Raw genomic sequence first — 17,525 nt, 5'->3', positions numbered from 1 at the left:
ATTTACCAGAGTCTGTGCGAACTCTCTCTGTTTTTTGTTATAATACACTATTAGAAATAAAAAAAGAGGTGCACTCAATGTCAAAAAAGAAACCTAAATCAACCATGCAAAAGATTTTGCAAGCCTTTGTTATCTTCATGCTCATCATTTTGATTGGTGGTTCATTCCTTGCCGTTACGGCTATTTTCCATTAAAAAACTAGTTAGTTCTCAGTTGACTGAAGACATTCGGTCACTGTGAGACTAACTAGTTTCTTTAATCAGTAGTAATTTTGGAAAAATCCCAAACATTGGCAACTTGCATCTGATTCAAGATTTTAGCCGAATCAGCACCAGAAACAACGACGTGTCCACTTTGGCTGCTGTAGCGAGTCGGCGGATAGACATTAATACGCCAATTGTCCTGAATTTCCCAATGCAAGGCCAGTTTTTCCTGATTTTCTGGCGTCAATGGCATATAAACTGCCTCTTGCATGGCAACGATCGGCATCAATTTTTGTCCAGTGATTACCCGTAAATGCTGTTCTTCAACCGAACACGTCACATTGTCGGTGTACATAGCATCATCGCGTTCAATACCAGCAGTTACATCTCGTAAATAGAGTGTCCCGTTATCTGCATAAAAGAAATGAACGGCATAAGCACCAACATAACCTAATACATTACCAATTTTATTAGCAATATCGAGCATTTCTTGACGCACACCATTAGCAGTTTGTCCTACCGTCCACGCTGCAGTAAGCCCATTGTCCATCCGATGAGTCTGCCGCAAAGGATACACGGCTGTGACACCACTTTGATCACGCACTAATGTCATCGAGTATTCTTGAACTTCAGCTAACCAGCTTTCAATAATCACTGGTGACCCATCAATCAATGGCGCCACTTTACCTAAATCATATGCACCCTTCAACACGACGGCTTGGTTACCTTGTGAATGTCGATAAATTGGTTTTACAATCACGGGATACCCCAGATTTCTAGCCGCCACGGCCACATCATCCAGTGATGTCCCAATTTCATAAGGTAATACGTTAAAGGATTGTTCTTCGGCGAAAGCCTTACTAAGGGCATGGTCATCGGTAAAACCAATTAAATCAAAGCCTTGTGGTAATTCAATCCCAGTCTGTTCCAACTGTGCCGTCACATCACTGGGAACCCAAGATGATGCATACGTCACAATATCTGATAAAGCAATAAAATTAACCAGTTCCTCACGCCCAACTAAGCGATAATCAGCTTCTTTTAAAATAGGTGCATCAGGATAGTCACTGTATCCCGCAATCTTAAAGCCCTGGCGGCGTGCAGTTTGTGCTAAATAGGCACTCATCACATCATCACCTAAAATTCCAATTGTTGACCCTGGTAATACATCTCCACTCATCTTTCCTATTTCCCCTTAGTTTCTACTGCTTATCGTATTTATCTAAATGGTATGTTTCAATAATCTCAATTAATTTCTCGGCATATTGTGGGTCAGTCGCATAACCTCCGGCCACCAACGCTTTGGCAGCACCATGATAGTCGTTACTTTGCAGAACAGACGTATAGCGGTTATTATTATCCGTTGTCCCATTAACAAGCAGACTCGCATGCGCCCACATCGATTGGTTCCAACTATCGTACCAACGAAATGGTGCTTGAACTGTCTTCCATTCACCATGTACAAATTCCTTAGTCGGCAATTCGATGTTTTTCGTCTCGGCAGAACCTTTTACACCATACAAATTATTATAATCCGCTGCTAACTTAGATGTCCCCCAATCCGACTCTAATGCAGCTTGTGCAATACTAATCGATGCCGGAACGTGATCTTGCTTTTGAATTTGCACAGCCGTTGGTGCGACCTCTTCAATGAACATCTCATGTTGGCTTTTGGCTGGCTTGTGTGTACTTGGCGGATTTATATTCGTATTAAGTTGCACCAATTTAATGGTTACTAAACTGGCAATCGTTAGGATGATACATAACGCCGTGATCACTTTGACGTTGTTTTCCTTTTTTTTGGCCATAAATACTGCCTCTCTTCAAAAGCAAAAATGTTTTTGACATTGTTTGAATAAGTTTAATCATACCAGAAACGCGCCTGATTACAATATCAAAGTGTTACAAGTGTAAACAGAAAAAAGAGTTAATCCGAAGCGATTAACTCTTCTTTTTATTTTCCATGATCCATTGCTAATAGATTGGCAAAACGTTTCGACGTGTTCATTAAATATTCTGGTGTTCCAGACAACGTAACTGTGGCGTCTTCAATAAAGATTACTTGATCAACAAGCTCCACCCCCGTCAAATGATGTGTTACCCAAATCAACGTTTTATCTTGCAACGTCTTAAAAATAGTCTGAAGTACTGCTAGCTCAGTAATCGGATCGAGCCCTACCGTTGGCTCATCCAAGATAACAATCGGCGTATCCTGAAGTAAGATTCGAGCTAACGCAAAGCGCTGCTTTTCACCACCAGAAAAACGCTTACCAGCTTCAGTCATTGGTGTATCCAATTTTTCTGGTAACTGTTCAACTAAGTCCTTTAAGTTAACCTGTTCAAGTACTTGCCACAATTGCGCATCTGTTGCATGTAGGTTTCCCAATTTCAAATTGTTTGACACAGTTGTATCAAACAAATATGGCTGCTGATCCAATACCGAAATCAATTCAGCCCGATGATCTTGCAGAGCAGCAACCGGCGTTCCCCCAATTGTGACCGAACCAGACTGTGGCGTTTCATCACCCAAAATCAACTTTAACAAAGTTGATTTTCCAGCGCCCGACTGTCCTAGAATTGCTAGATGTTGTCCGCGCGGGATATTCAAATTGAGATTCTTTAAAACAGGCTTTTTACCATCATAGGAAAAGGTAACATCTTGCAAATCAATGTTCAATTTTTCAGGAATATTCACTTGTGTAATCTGAGCATTTGATTCAGCCTGGCTTTTTTCATCCATGTCATTCAAACGCTTAATGGAATCAGCATAACGTGGCAATTCACCAAACCCATCACTAATACTTGTTAAGGCATCCGTGATTGGAAAGAGCACCAACCCAAAAGCCGCAATCCAATTCACACCCATATGTGTGTGCCCAAATGTGACAGTAGCAAAGACAATTAAAATTAAGGCCGCCAATCCAATGACGACTTCGCCAACCCAATTACGCCACCAATCAAAGTGGTCATCCTTTGTTTGTAACTGACCCATTTCATTGAAATCTGCTTCTTGTCGGTTAACTAACTCTGTCGTTCGACCTGCCAAAATCCAATCCTGCAAGCCAAGAACTGCATCAGTTAAATTCGTGTAAATACGACCTTCAACTTGCTTTTGCTGTGCATCACGACGTCCCATAATTGAGAGTGTAATCAATGGCAAAACAAGCGCGTCAATTCCAAGGACCAGTAAAATAATGAGCGCAGTAATTGGGCTAAAAATACCGAGCGCCAACGTTCCCAATACATAGAGTAACCATCCGACGATACTAGGGAAAATAACACGCAAATACATATTTTCAATCTTAAATAGGTCATTTGCCATCAAGTTGAAGACTTCCCCAGTTTGTACGTGGGCATAAATACTTTTCGTTCCTGATTCAACAATTTCATAGAGCTTCTTTCGAAATGATGACACAATACGTAATACCCAATTATGCGACGTTAACCGTTCAGCGTAACGAAATGAAGGGCGTCCAATTCCAAACGCACGTGTTAAAACAATCGGTGCATAAACCATCAAAATATTCTCAGGCATTTGTGCTGATCGTGAAATAAGGTAGCCTGATGTAAACATCAACGCTCCTCCACAAAAGAAAGTCATGAACCCGAGAAAAATAATTAAGGTTAACAACCCTTTATAACGTTTGAGGTATGGAAAGACCCAACGGTCATGCTTTATGATCTGCCATAAATTACTCATGTTCTGCCCCCTGCATCGCTTTTTGAAGTTCAACAAAATATCCATTATTTGCGTTCAACTCGGCAAGCGTTCCTTGTTCAACAATTTGTCCGTCTTTCATCACAATAATCCAATCCATCTGGGCTAACCAATGCAACCGATGCGTTGCAAAAATTACAAGATGATTTTCAAAGATTGGTAGCATCGTCTGCTTAAGTTGCATCTCAGTTTCGATATCAAGATGTGCAGTTGGTTCATCTAATAAGATCACCCGTCGTGATTCATTCAACATAATTCGGGCTAAGGCAATTCGTTGTGCTTGCCCCCCAGATGTTTGCATAGCACCATCCCCAATAATTGTATCCAAACCATCGGTCAAATTATTGAACCAGTCTTGAAGGCCCACTTGATCAATCACCTTTTCGATTTGGACATCTGTCACTTCAGGTGCGTAAAATGCAAGATTGGCGCGTACCGTATCATGAAAAATGTATGGATCTTGTGGCATAAATTGTAAGTTTTGTTGCCAGGCTTTTTGTGACAAATGCGGTACTTTTTCACCCTCAATTTTAACTTCACCTTCTCCATCAATAAAACCACCAAGTAAGTTCAAGAGTGTTGACTTTCCTGAACCGGAAGTTCCAACCAAACCAACCTTTTCAAATCCTTCAATCTCCATTGAAATATTTTGTAAGGCTAATTGACTTGTTTTTGGATATGTGTAATTAACATTTCGCAATGCTAAAGTACTATCTGCTTGCCATGCAGCTTGCTTAGGTTGGTAAGCATCCTGATTTTGTGGCTCAGGTTGGTCAAGGATATCGAAAATATCTGCTAACGCATTTTTACCGTCCAAAGTTGCATGGTAATCATTCGCAAAGTTTCGAATTGGTAAGAAATACTCTGGCGCTAAAATCAAAATTGTTAGCGCAGAAACTAATGTCAAGTTTCCGTTCATTAAATCAAGGCCTAAAAATAGCGCCACAACGGCAATTGAAAGTGTCGTTAAAAAATCTAAGGCAAACGTAGACAAAATCCCGATACTTAGCGTACTCAACGTTGCTTTACGATAATCTTCTGAGACTTCGTACACATTGTTCGCATATCTTTTTGATAACCCTAATTGCTTTAGTGTCGTCAAACCACGCAGTGTATCAACAAAATGATTTGATAAACGATTGAATCGATCATACTCTCGATCTGCTTTAGCTTGCGCTGTGTATCCCAGGATAATCATAAAGAGCACAATGATTGGATAAATAATAAATAAGAAAAGTGCCTGCTCCCATTTAATTGAGGCCATATAAACCAGAATCAACCATGGCACAATACTCATATCAACGAATTTAATAAGTACCAGCGTTAAATAATTATTTACTTGGCCAATTCCTTCAATTGCCAAATTAACAGACTTACCGGTTCCATTATTTGAAATAACGGTTGGTCCTAGTTTTGTATATTTTTCAATCAATGACTTTTGCAGTTGGTCCGTCGTTCGATCTGCAAACGGAACCAAGACATAATTTTTAGCTACCGTTAAGCACTGTCGCACAACAAAAGCTGTAATAAAAATACCTAAAACCAAAGCAACCTGATTCAAGGTCTTTTTTCCCCATAGATCAGATAAACTGACACTTAAGAACCGTCCCTGAAAAATAATTGCAACGGCTTGAATTAGCGTTAGCAATGCCAGCCAACTCAACGCGCGACGCGCTCCTTTAAATTTAAAGATTCTTCTATCTAACATGGTGCATATCTCCTAATTTTTATGTATAAAAGGGACCGGCAAATATGCCGATCCCTTTTTTAAGCATAACTATGTTATATTATACTACTTTTCACCAGCAACTCGGATTCGCTTACGGAATACCCAGAAGCTCCATCCTTGGTAGGCCAAAACAATTGGCACCGCAGTGAAGGCAATTCCAGTCATCCACTTCAATGTATATGGTGTTGAAGTTGCATTCTTCAACAGAATTGAGTGAGCTGGATTTGTTGCAACCATTACGCGAGGATATAGTCCTGTAAGTAATAGTACAACAACAGTGATGATTGCAAATCCCAAAGCAAAGAATGTAATGAATTGGTGATTTGTACCATTTGTGTACCAAGCAAGCAATGTAAGTCCAACAATAACGACCAACAAGATAAGTGTGATGATTGGCTTCTTCGTAAAGAAGTCAGTGTTGAAGTAAAGCGTAATCGCAAAGGCAACTTCACCTAACAACAATGTTGGGTAAAGGAACTTTAATTGCTTTTTCGCACGTTCAACAAGTGGACCATCTACAAGCTTCAAACGCATGTAGTTTAATCCATGCATATATGAAAGCAATGCAAGTGCAACACCACCAACAATTGAGAAAATATTGACATAATCAAAGAATGTTGCTGACATGTCACCAGTTGCGTTCATTGGCATTCCACGAACAACATCAGTGAACATAAGTCCAAACATAAATGGCACGATGAATGATGAAACTGCTGCAATCGTCGTCCATAAGTTACGGTACTTATTTGTAAGCATTTGTTCACGGAACTCGAATGAAACACCACGATAAATCAAACCGAGTAAAATCACGAATAATACAAGGTAGAAGCCTGAGAACAATGAGGCGTACCAGTAAGGAATCGCCGCAAACATAGCTCCACCAGCAGTAATCAACCAAACTTCATTACCGTCCCAATGTGGTCCGATAGAATTAATTAAGGCATCTTGTTCTGCTTCATTTTTGGCCACAGTTTTAAGTGACATACCGATACCAAAATCAAATCCTTCAAGGAAGAAGAAACCTGAAAATAGAACGGCAACTAATACGAACCACAAAATTTGTAAGATTGAAGGCATTAGTCGTTACCTCCCTTTTCATCAAATGAGTCTGCAGAGAATGGGTCAGCAGGTGCTTGTTCATCATCAACTTCTTCATCAACATAATCTGGACCTTGAATCATGACACGACGTGATAGATAAATCATCACACCACCTAATGCTGTAAACGTCAAGAAGTAGATAATGTTTGAAATGAATAATGAAGCAAATGAAACATTTGGTGAAACGGCATCTGCAATCGTCAAGACACCGTACACAATCCATGGATAACGACCAAGTTCAGTAATTAACCAACCTGCTGTCGTTCCAAAGAATGGAATAAATGTTGCAATTCCAAAGATCCACAATACCCAACGGTACTTTGTGATATCAAAGGTTGACTTGGCACGTGTAAACCACCATGCCACTGCAGCAAGTAATCCAAGTACACCGGCAACACCGGCCATGACACGGAAAGCATAGAATAATGTGTTTGATGGAACATAATAGTTCATATCCTTACCAAACTTCTTATCATACTTCTCGTGCAATTCTTTATTAATCGTTTCTGAACCCTTATTATAACCAGTTAAGTCATGATGGGCTAAGACTGACAATAGATATGGGACATCAAGAGACCATTCCGTCTCATGCGTCTTAGGGTTGGTATAAGCAACAACAGACCAAGGTTGTTGCTTGTCCTTACCACCCACGTCTTCAGAAATACCTTCCATTGCGGCAAACTTCATTGGTTGGTCAAATTGAACATTATAGGCGTGGCTATCACCTGTAATCAAGATTCCCAACGTTCCTACTAATGCGACGGCTGAAGCAATGTGAACTGACTTCTTAAAGAAATCAATATTGTCTTTACGACGCAAAAGTGAGAATGCAGAAATTCCAATAATGACGAATGGTCCAATGAGCATCGTTGCGAACAATACGTGTGGGAATTCCAACCAAAGTTGATGATTAGTCAACAATGCCGGGAAATCCACAAGTACGGCACGTCCGAATTTGTGATCAATCTTAAATCCAACTGGATTTTGCATAAATGAGTTGGCTGCCAGAATCCACAATGCTGAGAAAGCAGATCCAAGTGCAACTAACCAGATGAATAGCAAGTGAACGCCCTTTTTAAAACGATCCCAACCAAACATCCAAAGACCCAAGAAAGTTGACTCACAGAAGAAAGCGACCAAAGCTTCGACGGCCAAAGCTGGTCCGAAGATATCACCAACATAACGTGAATAACGTGACCAATTCATTCCGAATTGGAACTCTTGAATAATTCCAGTAACAACTCCAACGGCAAAGCTCAAAAGGAAAATTCTTCCCCAAAACTTCGTCATACGTTTGTATACATCGTCACCTTTGACGACGTACATGGTTTCCATGATGGCTACCATAATTCCTAATCCGATTGACAACGGCACAAAGAAGAAGTGAAAAATCGTTGTCATTGCGAATTGGAATCGGCTTAAGTCTAGCATGGTTAAACCTGTAATCAAGTCCATAACTTGCCTCCTACTCCAAAATCTATATTCCTAAATGTAACTAGTTAATTATACAACTTTTAAGAACAAAGTTTTAGTGTATTCAGCAACTTTCTTGCTTTTTTTTATTTTGAATCCATTTCTGATCGATAATGTCGGGTTCCTTCTTCCAATTTTTGGTCTTGTGAGAATAATCCGGCGGCATACGCCAATAGCATTGCTTCCTTCTTCTCTGATTGTTGGTCCAGTTCTTCAGCACTTTCAATTTTTATTTTTTGCAAACGTACTAATTCATGGTATGCATTTACTTTCGGCAATACACTCATGGCCTGGTCCACCCATTCAATTGCTTCAGTATATCGTTTCAGTGCAACCGCTAATTCAGCCTTCCTTCGGTAGACTTTCACAATCACAAGTTTGAGCGTCTCTGCCTTTGCCTCAGGTAACGAATTGATCAAGTTCAAGCAACGTTCCAAGCAATCATTAGCACTGTCCAACTCATTTAACCTAATCCAAACGCCACCCATTTCGTTAAAAATTTCAATCAGTAGGCCCGTTTGTGTATGAAGCGTTCCACTCATGGCCATTTGTAGAAAATGTAGTGCTTTTTGTGGTTCTCCGCACTCTGAATAACAAATAGCTTTCAATAAGTGGAATTCTGGCATCACCATATCTTCCATATTCTGCATAAATGAAGTGGATTCGAGAATCTTCTTGGCTTGCTTGTACTCAAAGCATTCAACCAACTCTCGCACATATGACAACTGTACGTGATTTTCTGTCGTTAGTTCGGCAACTTGACTAATATCAATGTGTAGTCGCATACACAAGGCCTTCAGTACGGTCATTGACGTGATATGCCCCCTTTTTTCAACCCGCGAGACCATCGACTGATGACAAATCCCTTCTGCAAGTTGTCCCTGTGAAATCCCCAATTGTTCACGCCGTTGCTTTAGTAAACTACCTTTTACAATCATTGTATTCCCCCATCTTTCTTTTAGTTTTGCTAAAGTACCATTAGTTTATGAGAAAAAGGGAAAAACAACAAGATAACCCTGTTAACAATTAACAAGGTTGATTGTCTCATTTTCTTGATATTTACAGCTAGTCATCTTACATTTGGCTAGTTGTGTGTATTTTAGTCATATTGCTTTACGTCATTAAAAATTTTTTTGGATTTTTACGTTTTTTATTTAAACTCTGGAAAAAATTTAGAATCTGAGTTTTGAGACTAACTATTAATTAGTACCTACCTATTTTTAGGAATATATCTTTACGCACTTTCGCTTAAATCCATATGTAAAAATTCATATTTTGCCTGTTGCCTAATCTTTAACGACGCATATCTTTCTTTTGTAGCGACAGAATCGATTTATTTATATGCTGAAGTGTACAACATCGATTTACATTGTATTTATAAATACTAACTGTCACTGTCCGCTTTGAGCAGATAAGCTGGTATGAAAAATTTCATTGCGTCTTTCATACTCATTCTTATTTTGTTACAACAAAAAAACCTTTCATTTCTGAAAGGTTTTCCTTAATTGATCATAAATTTAATAACGGAGACAGAGGGATTCGAACCCTCGCGCCAGTTTCCCGACCTACACCCTTAGCAGGGGCGCCTCTTCAGCCTCTTGAGTATGTCCCCAAAAAAAGAACAGATTATTCTTTTTTAAGTGGGACTGAGAGGACTCGAACCTCCGACCTCACCCTTATCAGGGGTGCGCTCTAACCAGCTGAGCTACAGTCCCAACAAAAGCGGACGACGGGAATCGAACCCGCATTCCCAGCTTGGAAGGCTGGAGCACTAGCCATTGTACTACATCCGCAATATTAATATTGAAACAAAAACTATATTCAGTTGCTTTTATTTCTAAAAGCGGACGACGGGAATCGAACCCGCATTCCCAGCTTGGAAGGCTGGAGCACTAGCCATTGTACTACATCCGCAAAACATAAACGTACTACCGTACGTCTACTAATATGATGGCGCGAGGCGGAATCGAACCGTCGACACTACGAGCTTCAATCGTATGCTCTACCAACTGAGCTATCGCGCCATTATATTAAACGGTCACAACGGGGTTCGAACCCGTGATCTCCTGCGTGACAGGCAGGCGTCCTAACCAACTAGACCATGCGACCAAATTGCGGGTGTAGGATTTGAACCTACGACCTTCGGGTTATGGGCCCGACGAGCTACCAGACTGCTCCAACCCGCGATAATTATTAACTACATCAATTAATGATGTATAAGGAGAATGTGGGATTCGAACCCACGCGCCGATTTCTCGACCTGACGGTTTTCAAGACCGTTCCCTTCAGCCAGACTTGGGTAATTCTCCAATAGATACTTACGTATCAATCGCGGCGGGGGGAATCGAACCCTCGACCTCTCGGGTATGAACCGAACGCTCTAGCCAGCTGAGCTACACCGCGAAAATTAACACTAATTACCTATTTATGATAACACTATATTACCATAATCGGGACGACAGGATTCGAACCTGCGACCCCCTGGTCCCAAACCAGGTGCTCTACCAAGCTGAGCTACGTCCCGAACAAATTATTAAACGACTAACATCGCTCAAATGCACCTAGCAGGAGTCGAACCTGCAACCTTCTGATTCGTAGTCAGACACTCTATCCAATTGCGCTATAGGTGCAAAATCATGCCGGCTACCGGGATCGAACCGGTACGATGTTTCCATCGCAGGATTTTAAGTCCTGTGCGTCTACCTATTCCGCCAAGCCGGCAAAGCGAACTACGGGATTCGAACCCGCGACCCCCACCATGGCAAGGTGATGTTCTACCACTGAACTAAGTTCGCAAGATAATGCCGACTAAAGGACTCGAACCTTCGACCCCCGCTTTACAAGAGCGATGCTCTACCAACTGAGCTAAGTCGGCAAAATACTAGTTAAGTACCAGCCTGGTGAATAGATATTCATGATCACTTGAAACTTTCGTTTCAATGGACGATACAGGGATCGAACCTGTGACCCCCTGCTTGTAAGGCAGGTGCTCTCCCAGCTGAGCTAATCGTCCATATGCATTGCGACGTCCTATCCTCGCAGGAAGAGATCCTCCAACTACTTTCGGCGCTATTGAGCTTAACTTCTGTGTTCGGTATGGGAACAGGTGTGACCTCAATGCCATCATCACAACACGAATAATACTAGTCGTACGAGATTTAATTATCTCAAAACTGAATCATATTGTCAAGCTTAATTTCATTTCATTAATTGAACCGTACACCAACGTTTTGTTCAACTTGGTTAAGTCCTCGAACCATTAGTACTAGTCCGCTCCATGCGTCGCCGCACTTCCACTTCTAGCCTATCTACCTTGTCATCTACAAGGGGTCTTACTTCATAAAGAATGGGAAATCTCATCTCGAGGCGAGTTTCACACTTAGATGCTTTCAGCGTTTATCTCATCCGTACATAGCTACTCAGCGATGCTCCTGGCGGAACAACTGATACACCAGAGGTACGTTCACCCCGGTCCTCTCGTACTAAGGGCAACTCCTCTCAAATTTCCTACGCCCGCGACGGATAGGGACCGAACTGTCTCACGACGTTCTGAACCCAGCTCGCGTACCGCTTTAATGGGCGAACAGCCCAACCCTTGGGACCGACTACAGCCCCAGGATGCGATGAGCCGACATCGAGGTGCCAAACCTCCCCGTCGATGTGGACTCTTGGGGGAGATAAGCCTGTTATCCCCAGGGTAGCTTTTATCCGTTGAGCGATGGCCCTTCCATGCGGAACCACCGGATCACTAAGCCCTACTTTCGTACCTGCTCGACTAGTCAGTCTCACAGTCAAGCTCTCTTGTGCCTTTACACTCTGCGAATGATTTCCAACCATTCTGAGAGAACCTTTGGGCGCCTCCGTTACCTTTTAGGAGGCGACCGCCCCAGTCAAACTGCCTGCCAGACACTGTCTTCCACCACGCTTAGTGGTGTGAGTTAGAGTGGTCATACAACGAGGGTAGTATCCCACCTGTGCCTCCATCGAAACTAGCGTTCCGACTTCAACGGCTCCTACCTATGCTGTACAAGCTGCACAAACACTCAATATCAAGCTACAGTAAAGCTCCATGGGGTCTTTCCGTCCTGTCGCGGGTAACCCGCATCTTCACGGGTCTTTAAATTTCACCGAGTCTCTCGTTGAGACAGTGCCCAGATCGTTACGCCTTTCGTGCGGGTCGGAACTTACCCGACAAGGAATTTCGCTACCTTAGGACCGTTATAGTTACGGCCGCCGTTTACTGGGGCTTCAATTCATACCTTCGCTTGCGCTAAGCACTCCTTTTAACCTTCCAGCACCGGGCAGGCGTCAGCCCCTATACGTCATCTTACGATTTTGCAGAAACCTGTGTTTTTGATAAACAGTCGCCTGGGCCTATTCACTGCGGCTCAGCTTTCGCTGAGCACCCCTTCTCCCGAAGTTACGGGGTCATTTTGCCGAGTTCCTTAACGAGAGTTCACTCGCTCACCTTAGGATGCTCTCCTCGACTACCTGTGTTGGTTTGCGGTACGGGCAGGTAAACACTAACTAGAAGCTTTTCTTGGCAGCGTGACATGGCGGACTTCCCTACTTTATTTCGGTCCTCATCATAACTTGTCCTTAAAGAGTCAAGCATTTAACTCAACTCAAGACTTGTTATTTAACCCAGCATATCCATCAGCTGGGATCCGTTAGCCTTCTGCGTCCCTCCATCGTTCAAACATATTCACCTGGTACAGGAATCTCAACCTGTTATCCATCGACTACGCTTCTCAGCCTCGCCTTAGGTCCCGACTAACCCTGGGAGGACGAGCCTTCCCCAGGAAACCTTAGTCATACGGTGGACAGGATTCTCACCTGTCTTTCGCTACTCATACCGGCATTCTCACTTCTATGCGCTCCACCAGTCCTCACGGTCTGACTTCATCGCCCATAGAACGCTCTCCTATCGCGCCACTTACGTGGCACCCGTAGTTTCGGTGGTGTGTTTAGCCCCGGTACATTTTCGGTGCAGAATCACTCGACTAGTGAGCTATTACGCACTCTTTAAATGGTGGCTGCTTCTGAGCCAACATCCTAGTTGTCTATGCAACTCCACTTCCTTTTCCACTTAACACACACTTAGGGACCTTAACTGACGATCTGGGCTGTTCCCCTTTCGACAATGGATCTTATCACTCACTGTCTGACTCCCGGACATACGTGATTGGCATTCGGAGTTTATCTTAATTTGGTAACCCTAGATGGGCCCCGCACCAAAACAGTGCTCTACCTCCAACACGCTTCATTCCGAGGCTAGCCCTAAAGCTATTTCGGAGAGAACCAGCTATCTCCAAGTTCGATTGGAATTTCACCGCTACCCACACCTCATCCCAACATTTTTCAACATGTACGGGTTCGGGCCTCCAATGCGCTTTACCGCATCTTCACCCTGGACATGGGTAGGTCACCTGGTTTCGGGTCTACAACAACATACTTAAGCGCCCATTTCAGACTCGCTTTCGCTACGGCTCCGGTCTTTCCACCTTAACCTTGCATGTTATCGTAACTCGCCGGTTCATTCTACAAAAGGCACGCTATCACCCATTAACGGGCTCTAACTTCTTGTAGGCACATGGTTTCAGGAACTTTTTCACTCCCCTTCCGGGGTGCTTTTCACCTTTCCCTCACGGTACTGGTTCACTATCGGTCACTAGGGAGTATTTAGCCTTGCGAGATGGTCCTCGCGGATTCCGACCGGATTTCACGTGTCCGGCCGTACTCAGGATCCTACACGGGAGATTGCTTACTTTCGCATACGGGGCTATCACCCTGTCTCGCTCAGCTTCCCAGCTGATTCTGCTAATAAACAATTTTGTAACTCCACAATGGTAGTCCTACAACCCCAACATGCAAGCACGTTGGTTTGGGCTCTTCCGATTTCGCTCGCCGCTACTGTCGGAATCGATTTTTCTTTCTATTCCTGTTGCTAATGAGATGTTTCAGTTCACAACGTCTACCTTCAATTTAGCTATGTATTCACTAAATGATAACTTGTATAAACAAGTTGGGTTTCCCCATTCGGAAATCTCCGGATCAAAGCTTACTTACAGCTCCCCGAAGCATATCGGTGTTAGTCCCGTCCTTCATCGGCTCCTAGTGCCAAGGCATTCACCATGCGCCCTTAATAACTTAACCTATCAACTTGCGTTGATGATTCAAGTTTGAGTATTGTGGCTCAAAGGCCACAAGCGATTTAAACTAATTTAAAAAACTCAAAAAATTACGCGGTGTATTTTTTCGGCTCAATTTAATTATAATAATTAATTGAAATGAATTTAAAATTTAAATATGATTCAGTTTTCAAAGAACTAAGTCCTTGTAACCCGAAGGTTACAATGGAGAATAGCGGGATCGAACCGCTGACCCCCTGCTTGCAAAGCAGGTGCTCTCCCAGCTGAGCTAATTCCCCATGGGATATTAATATGAGTGTAAACCACTCAAAACTGAATATCGTTTCAACGCAAATGTGTAGGCTTCCGATTTTCCTTAGAAAGGAGGTGATCCAGCCGCAGGTTCTCCTACGGCTACCTTGTTACGACTTCACCCTAATCATCTGTCCCACCTTAGACGGTTGGCTCCTAAAAGGTTACCTCACCGGCTTTGGGTGTTACAAACTCTCATGGTGTGACGGGCGGTGTGTACAAGACCCGGGAACGTATTCACCGCGGCGTGCTGATCCGCGATTACTAGCGATTCCGACTTCATGTAGGCGAGTTGCAGCCTACAATCCGAACTGAGACAAGTTTTAAGAGATTCGCGTACCCTCGCGGGTTAGCTGCTCGTTGTACTTGCCATTGTAGCACGTGTGTAGCCCAGGTCATAAGGGGCATGATGATTTGACGTCATCCCCACCTTCCTCCGGTTTGTCACCGGCAGTCTCACTAGAGTGCCCAACTAAATGCTGGCAACTAGTAATAAGGGTTGCGCTCGTTGCGGGACTTAACCCAACATCTCACGACACGAGCTGACGACAACCATGCACCACCTGTCACTTTGTCCCCGAAGGGAAAGCTTCATCTCTGAAGTGGTCAAAGGATGTCAAGACCTGGTAAGGTTCTTCGCGTTGCTTCGAATTAAACCACATGCTCCACCGCTTGTGCGGGTCCCCGTCAATTCCTTTGAGTTTCAACCTTGCGGTCGTACTCCCCAGGCGGAGTGCTTAATGCGTTAGCTGCGACACTTAAGGGCGGAAACCCTCAAACATCTAGCACTCATCGTTTACGGTGTGGACTACCAGGGTATCTAATCCTGTTTGCTACCCACACTTTCGAGCCTCAACGTCAGTTACAGTCCAGAGAGCCGCCTTCGCCACTGGTGTTCTTCCATATATCTACGCATTTCACCGCTACACATGGAGTTCCACTCTCCTCTACTGCACTCAAGTTGTCCAGTTTCCAAAGCACTTCCACAGTTAAGCTGTGGGCTTTCACTTCGGACTTAAATAACCGTCTGCGCTCGCTTTACGCCCAATAAATCCGGATAACGCTTGGAACATACGTATTACCGCGGCTGCTGGCACGTATTTAGCCGTTCCTTTCTGGTAAGATACCGTCACACACTGAACAGTTACTCTCAATGTCATTCTTCTCTTACAACAGTGTTTTACGAGCCGAAACCCTTCATCACACACGCGGCGTTGCTCCATCAGACTTTCGTCCATTGTGGAAGATTCCCTACTGCTGCCTCCCGTAGGAGTATGGGCCGTGTCTCAGTCCCATTGTGGCCGATCAGTCTCTCAACTCGGCTATGTATCATTGCCTTGGTAAGCCATTACCTTACCAACTAGCTAATACACCGCGGGACCATCTCTTAGTGATAGCAAGACCATCTTTTAACTAATAACCATGCGGTTATTAGTGTTATACGGTATTAGCACTTGTTTCCAAGTGTTATCCCCTGCTAAGAGGTAGGTTTCCCACGTGTTACTCACCCGTTCGCCACTCTTTGCAATGTCCATCGTCATATCTGAGCAAGCTCTTCAATTCAGTTGGACCACAAAGCGTTCGACTTGCATGTATTAGGCACGCCGCCAGCGTTCATCCTGAGCCAGGATCAAACTCTCATTTTGTACTTACTCCATAAATGAAGAAAGATTTCAAAAGCTTGATATTACTCAATTTTTCTTTTTGTTGTTTAACAGATTGTTAAACGAATTTACTAGCGAATTGACTTCGCAAATGTTTGCACCAAATAAATTTGGTGACCCTACACATTTGTTTATATCGAAACGATATTCAGTTTTCAATGATCTACTTGTTGGTTGGGATAACTCCCTGACGCAACTTTTATATTATAGCAACTATTCATTATGCCGTCAATAACTTTTTTGTTTAAAGTTATCAAGCAAATTGCTGTGTTGCTCTCAACAACTTTTTAGATATTACAGATTTTTTCGTCACTTGTCAACAAAAAAGCCAATATTTTTTTAGAATTATGCATCCATTTTTATAACACCTGACATATCAACGTTTTTAACTAAGTTAAGTGCATCCTTTGCATTAACAAATTCCATGCCAACAGCGGCTAAACGATCCATATTGATCTTGTCGGGATCCACAACTTCGAAAGTGAAAAGTGATGTTGAATCCTTTGACCCATCTGGTTGTGCACGGTGCCAAACAGCAAGTTCATCTAATCGTAAGTTATCTAAGTTGAGCCCAAGTTGGTTTTTCATTCCTGATAAGAGCGAACCTAGCGGTGTATCCTCTTCATGCTTGTGTGCTTTTACAGTATAAAAATTAGCAATAGGTTGTTCATCCTTTACCATAAAAAAAGATTGATCTGCGCGTGTAAAAATAATCGTACCTGCAACTAATGTCATTTTTGGTTATCTCCCAGTTTTATTGTCGTAATTTCACTAAGGCTTCTTGTAAGGATTGATTTAAATGTTTACTAATTGTTTCAAACCCGATGTTCAAATGCTGGTTCGTCCAGTAAACATGGTAGGTTGACTCAAAGGTATGCTTCTCCGTAAAATCAGCATCTTTTATATCTTGTAAATCTTGGATGCTTCTTTGTGATAATGAAATTTTCTGATCATATTCATCAATGTCTAAAATCATCACCTGAATTTTTTGACCAACCTTTAACTCGTCTTGAACTTGCTTGATATATGCCGAACGGCATTCTGATATGTGTACTAGCCCTTGCGTCGTTTGATCTAATTGCACAAAAGCACCATAAGGTTGAATTCCCGTAACGGTTCCTTCAACGATGTCTCCAATTCGATATCGCATCATTCCCTCCACTATTATTTTATGTATTCAGGGGTATCCCCTGAT

The 17,525-nt window shown here is 42.8% G+C and carries 10 protein-coding genes, 16 tRNA genes and 3 rRNA genes; 1 reads left to right on the top strand and 28 read right to left on the bottom strand.

Annotation, left to right across the window (positions count from 1 at the left end; genetic code table 11):
- Nucleotides 1–77: 77 nt before the first annotated feature.
- Entirely contained in the window at nt 78–194 is a 117-nt protein-coding gene (locus IE337_RS02585) for a DUF4044 domain-containing protein (protein ID WP_082626015.1), read from the top strand.
- A 61-nt stretch (nt 195–255) separates the two neighbouring features.
- Here IE337_RS02585 and IE337_RS02580 read toward each other — a convergent pair whose 3' ends face one another.
- The 28 genes from IE337_RS02580 to IE337_RS02445 all read right to left on the bottom strand — a co-directional run bounded on the left by IE337_RS02580 (nt 256) and on the right by IE337_RS02445 (nt 17,480).
- Nucleotides 256–1,383 carry an ATP-grasp domain-containing protein gene (locus tag IE337_RS02580; protein WP_191136674.1) on the bottom strand — a complete coding sequence of 376 codons (1,128 nt, stop codon included), beginning with the start codon at nt 1,381–1,383 and terminating at the stop codon, nt 256–258.
- A 22-nt stretch (nt 1,384–1,405) separates the two neighbouring features.
- Complete coding sequence (locus IE337_RS02575) at nt 1,406–2,011, bottom strand: glycoside hydrolase family 73 protein (protein ID WP_191136673.1); 606 nt, start codon at nt 2,009–2,011, stop codon at nt 1,406–1,408.
- A 146-nt stretch (nt 2,012–2,157) separates the two neighbouring features.
- Nucleotides 2,158–3,903 carry a thiol reductant ABC exporter subunit CydC gene (gene cydC / locus IE337_RS02570; RefSeq protein WP_191136672.1) on the bottom strand — a complete coding sequence of 582 codons (1,746 nt, stop codon included), beginning with the start codon at nt 3,901–3,903 and terminating at the stop codon, nt 2,158–2,160.
- The gene (cydD, locus tag IE337_RS02565) at nt 3,896–5,629 is read right to left on the bottom strand and encodes a thiol reductant ABC exporter subunit CydD (RefSeq protein ID WP_191136671.1); all 1,734 of its coding nucleotides are present in this window, start codon (nt 5,627–5,629) and stop codon (nt 3,896–3,898) included. The genes cydC and cydD overlap by 8 nt, the downstream gene beginning before the upstream one ends.
- Before the next feature lie 84 nt (nt 5,630–5,713).
- A complete protein-coding gene (cydB, locus tag IE337_RS02560; protein WP_191136670.1) occupies nt 5,714–6,727 on the bottom strand; it encodes a cytochrome d ubiquinol oxidase subunit II in 1,014 nt (337 codons plus the stop codon).
- On the bottom strand, nt 6,727–8,205 hold the full coding sequence (locus tag IE337_RS02555; RefSeq protein ID WP_191136669.1) for a cytochrome ubiquinol oxidase subunit I: 1,479 nt from the start codon (nt 8,203–8,205) through the stop codon (nt 6,727–6,729). Before IE337_RS02555 ends, cydB begins: the two co-directional genes overlap by 1 nt.
- Before the next feature lie 104 nt (nt 8,206–8,309).
- A complete protein-coding gene (locus IE337_RS02550; protein WP_191136668.1) occupies nt 8,310–9,161 on the bottom strand; it encodes a helix-turn-helix domain-containing protein in 852 nt (283 codons plus the stop codon).
- Nucleotides 9,162–9,747: 586 nt separating this feature from the next.
- Nucleotides 9,748–9,835, bottom strand: a tRNA-Ser gene (locus tag IE337_RS02545).
- A gap of 29 nt (nt 9,836–9,864) precedes the next feature.
- Nucleotides 9,865–9,938, bottom strand: a tRNA-Ile gene (locus IE337_RS02540).
- A gap of 6 nt (nt 9,939–9,944) precedes the next feature.
- Nucleotides 9,945–10,016: transfer RNA gene (locus IE337_RS02535), tRNA-Gly, on the bottom strand.
- A 49-nt stretch (nt 10,017–10,065) separates the two neighbouring features.
- Nucleotides 10,066–10,137 (bottom strand) — tRNA-Gly (locus tag IE337_RS02530).
- A 37-nt stretch (nt 10,138–10,174) separates the two neighbouring features.
- Nucleotides 10,175–10,247 (bottom strand) — tRNA-Phe (locus tag IE337_RS02525).
- A gap of 11 nt (nt 10,248–10,258) precedes the next feature.
- Nucleotides 10,259–10,332 (bottom strand) — tRNA-Asp (locus IE337_RS02520).
- Between the two features lie 3 nt (nt 10,333–10,335).
- Nucleotides 10,336–10,409, bottom strand: a tRNA-Met gene (locus tag IE337_RS02515).
- 33 nt (nt 10,410–10,442) lie between these two features.
- A tRNA-Ser gene (locus IE337_RS02510) sits at nt 10,443–10,532 on the bottom strand.
- Between the two features lie 20 nt (nt 10,533–10,552).
- Nucleotides 10,553–10,626: transfer RNA gene (locus IE337_RS02505), tRNA-Met, on the bottom strand.
- 47 nt (nt 10,627–10,673) lie between these two features.
- Nucleotides 10,674–10,747, bottom strand: a tRNA-Pro gene (locus IE337_RS02500).
- Nucleotides 10,748–10,779: 32 nt separating this feature from the next.
- Nucleotides 10,780–10,853 (bottom strand) — tRNA-Arg (locus tag IE337_RS02495).
- 7 nt (nt 10,854–10,860) lie between these two features.
- Nucleotides 10,861–10,944: transfer RNA gene (locus tag IE337_RS02490), tRNA-Leu, on the bottom strand.
- Between the two features lie 2 nt (nt 10,945–10,946).
- Nucleotides 10,947–11,018 (bottom strand) — tRNA-Gly (locus tag IE337_RS02485).
- 7 nt (nt 11,019–11,025) lie between these two features.
- A tRNA-Thr gene (locus IE337_RS02480) sits at nt 11,026–11,098 on the bottom strand.
- Between the two features lie 65 nt (nt 11,099–11,163).
- A tRNA-Val gene (locus IE337_RS02475) sits at nt 11,164–11,236 on the bottom strand.
- A 4-nt stretch (nt 11,237–11,240) separates the two neighbouring features.
- Nucleotides 11,241–11,357 (bottom strand): 5S ribosomal RNA (rrf, locus tag IE337_RS02470).
- 105 nt (nt 11,358–11,462) lie between these two features.
- Nucleotides 11,463–14,379: ribosomal RNA gene (locus tag IE337_RS02465) — 23S ribosomal RNA — on the bottom strand.
- A gap of 201 nt (nt 14,380–14,580) precedes the next feature.
- Nucleotides 14,581–14,653 (bottom strand) — tRNA-Ala (locus IE337_RS02460).
- An 81-nt stretch (nt 14,654–14,734) separates the two neighbouring features.
- Nucleotides 14,735–16,312 (bottom strand): 16S ribosomal RNA (locus tag IE337_RS02455).
- The 16S, 23S and 5S rRNA genes sit together here with 16 tRNA genes alongside, the layout of an rRNA operon.
- 363 nt (nt 16,313–16,675) lie before the next feature.
- Entirely contained in the window at nt 16,676–17,065 is a 390-nt protein-coding gene (locus IE337_RS02450; protein ID WP_191136667.1) for a hypothetical protein, read from the bottom strand.
- 19 nt (nt 17,066–17,084) lie between these two features.
- Nucleotides 17,085–17,480, bottom strand: a complete 396-nt coding sequence (locus IE337_RS02445; RefSeq protein WP_057745917.1) for a CvfD/Ygs/GSP13 family RNA-binding post-transcriptional regulator — start codon at nt 17,478–17,480, stop codon at nt 17,085–17,087.
- Nucleotides 17,481–17,525: the final 45 nt, after the last annotated feature.

This window comes from Weissella viridescens (genome assembly GCF_014789145.1).
In the GTDB taxonomy this organism is placed as follows: domain Bacteria; phylum Bacillota; class Bacilli; order Lactobacillales; family Lactobacillaceae; genus Weissella; species Weissella viridescens.
This window is presented reverse-complemented; position numbering and strand designations above follow the sequence as displayed.

Bases quoted from the DNA above. Each gene is read 5' to 3' on its own strand.
- IE337_RS02585 (WP_082626015.1), top strand. From the start codon at position 78: ATGTCAAAAAAGAAACCTAAATCAACCATGCAAAAGATTTTGCAAGCC.
- IE337_RS02580 (WP_191136674.1), bottom strand. From the start codon at position 1,383: ATGAGTGGAGATGTATTACCAGGGTCAACAATTGGAATTTTAGGTGAT.
- IE337_RS02575 (WP_191136673.1), bottom strand. From the start codon at position 2,011: ATGGCCAAAAAAAAGGAAAACAACGTCAAAGTGATCACGGCGTTATGT.
- cydC (WP_191136672.1), bottom strand. From the start codon at position 3,903: ATGAGTAATTTATGGCAGATCATAAAGCATGACCGTTGGGTCTTTCCA.
- cydD (WP_191136671.1), bottom strand. From the start codon at position 5,629: ATGTTAGATAGAAGAATCTTTAAATTTAAAGGAGCGCGTCGCGCGTTG.
- cydB (WP_191136670.1), bottom strand. From the start codon at position 6,727: ATGCCTTCAATCTTACAAATTTTGTGGTTCGTATTAGTTGCCGTTCTA.
- IE337_RS02555 (WP_191136669.1), bottom strand. From the start codon at position 8,205: ATGGACTTGATTACAGGTTTAACCATGCTAGACTTAAGCCGATTCCAA.
- IE337_RS02550 (WP_191136668.1), bottom strand. From the start codon at position 9,161: ATGATTGTAAAAGGTAGTTTACTAAAGCAACGGCGTGAACAATTGGGG.
- IE337_RS02450 (WP_191136667.1), bottom strand. From the start codon at position 17,065: ATGACATTAGTTGCAGGTACGATTATTTTTACACGCGCAGATCAATCT.
- IE337_RS02445 (WP_057745917.1), bottom strand. From the start codon at position 17,480: ATGCGATATCGAATTGGAGACATCGTTGAAGGAACCGTTACGGGAATT.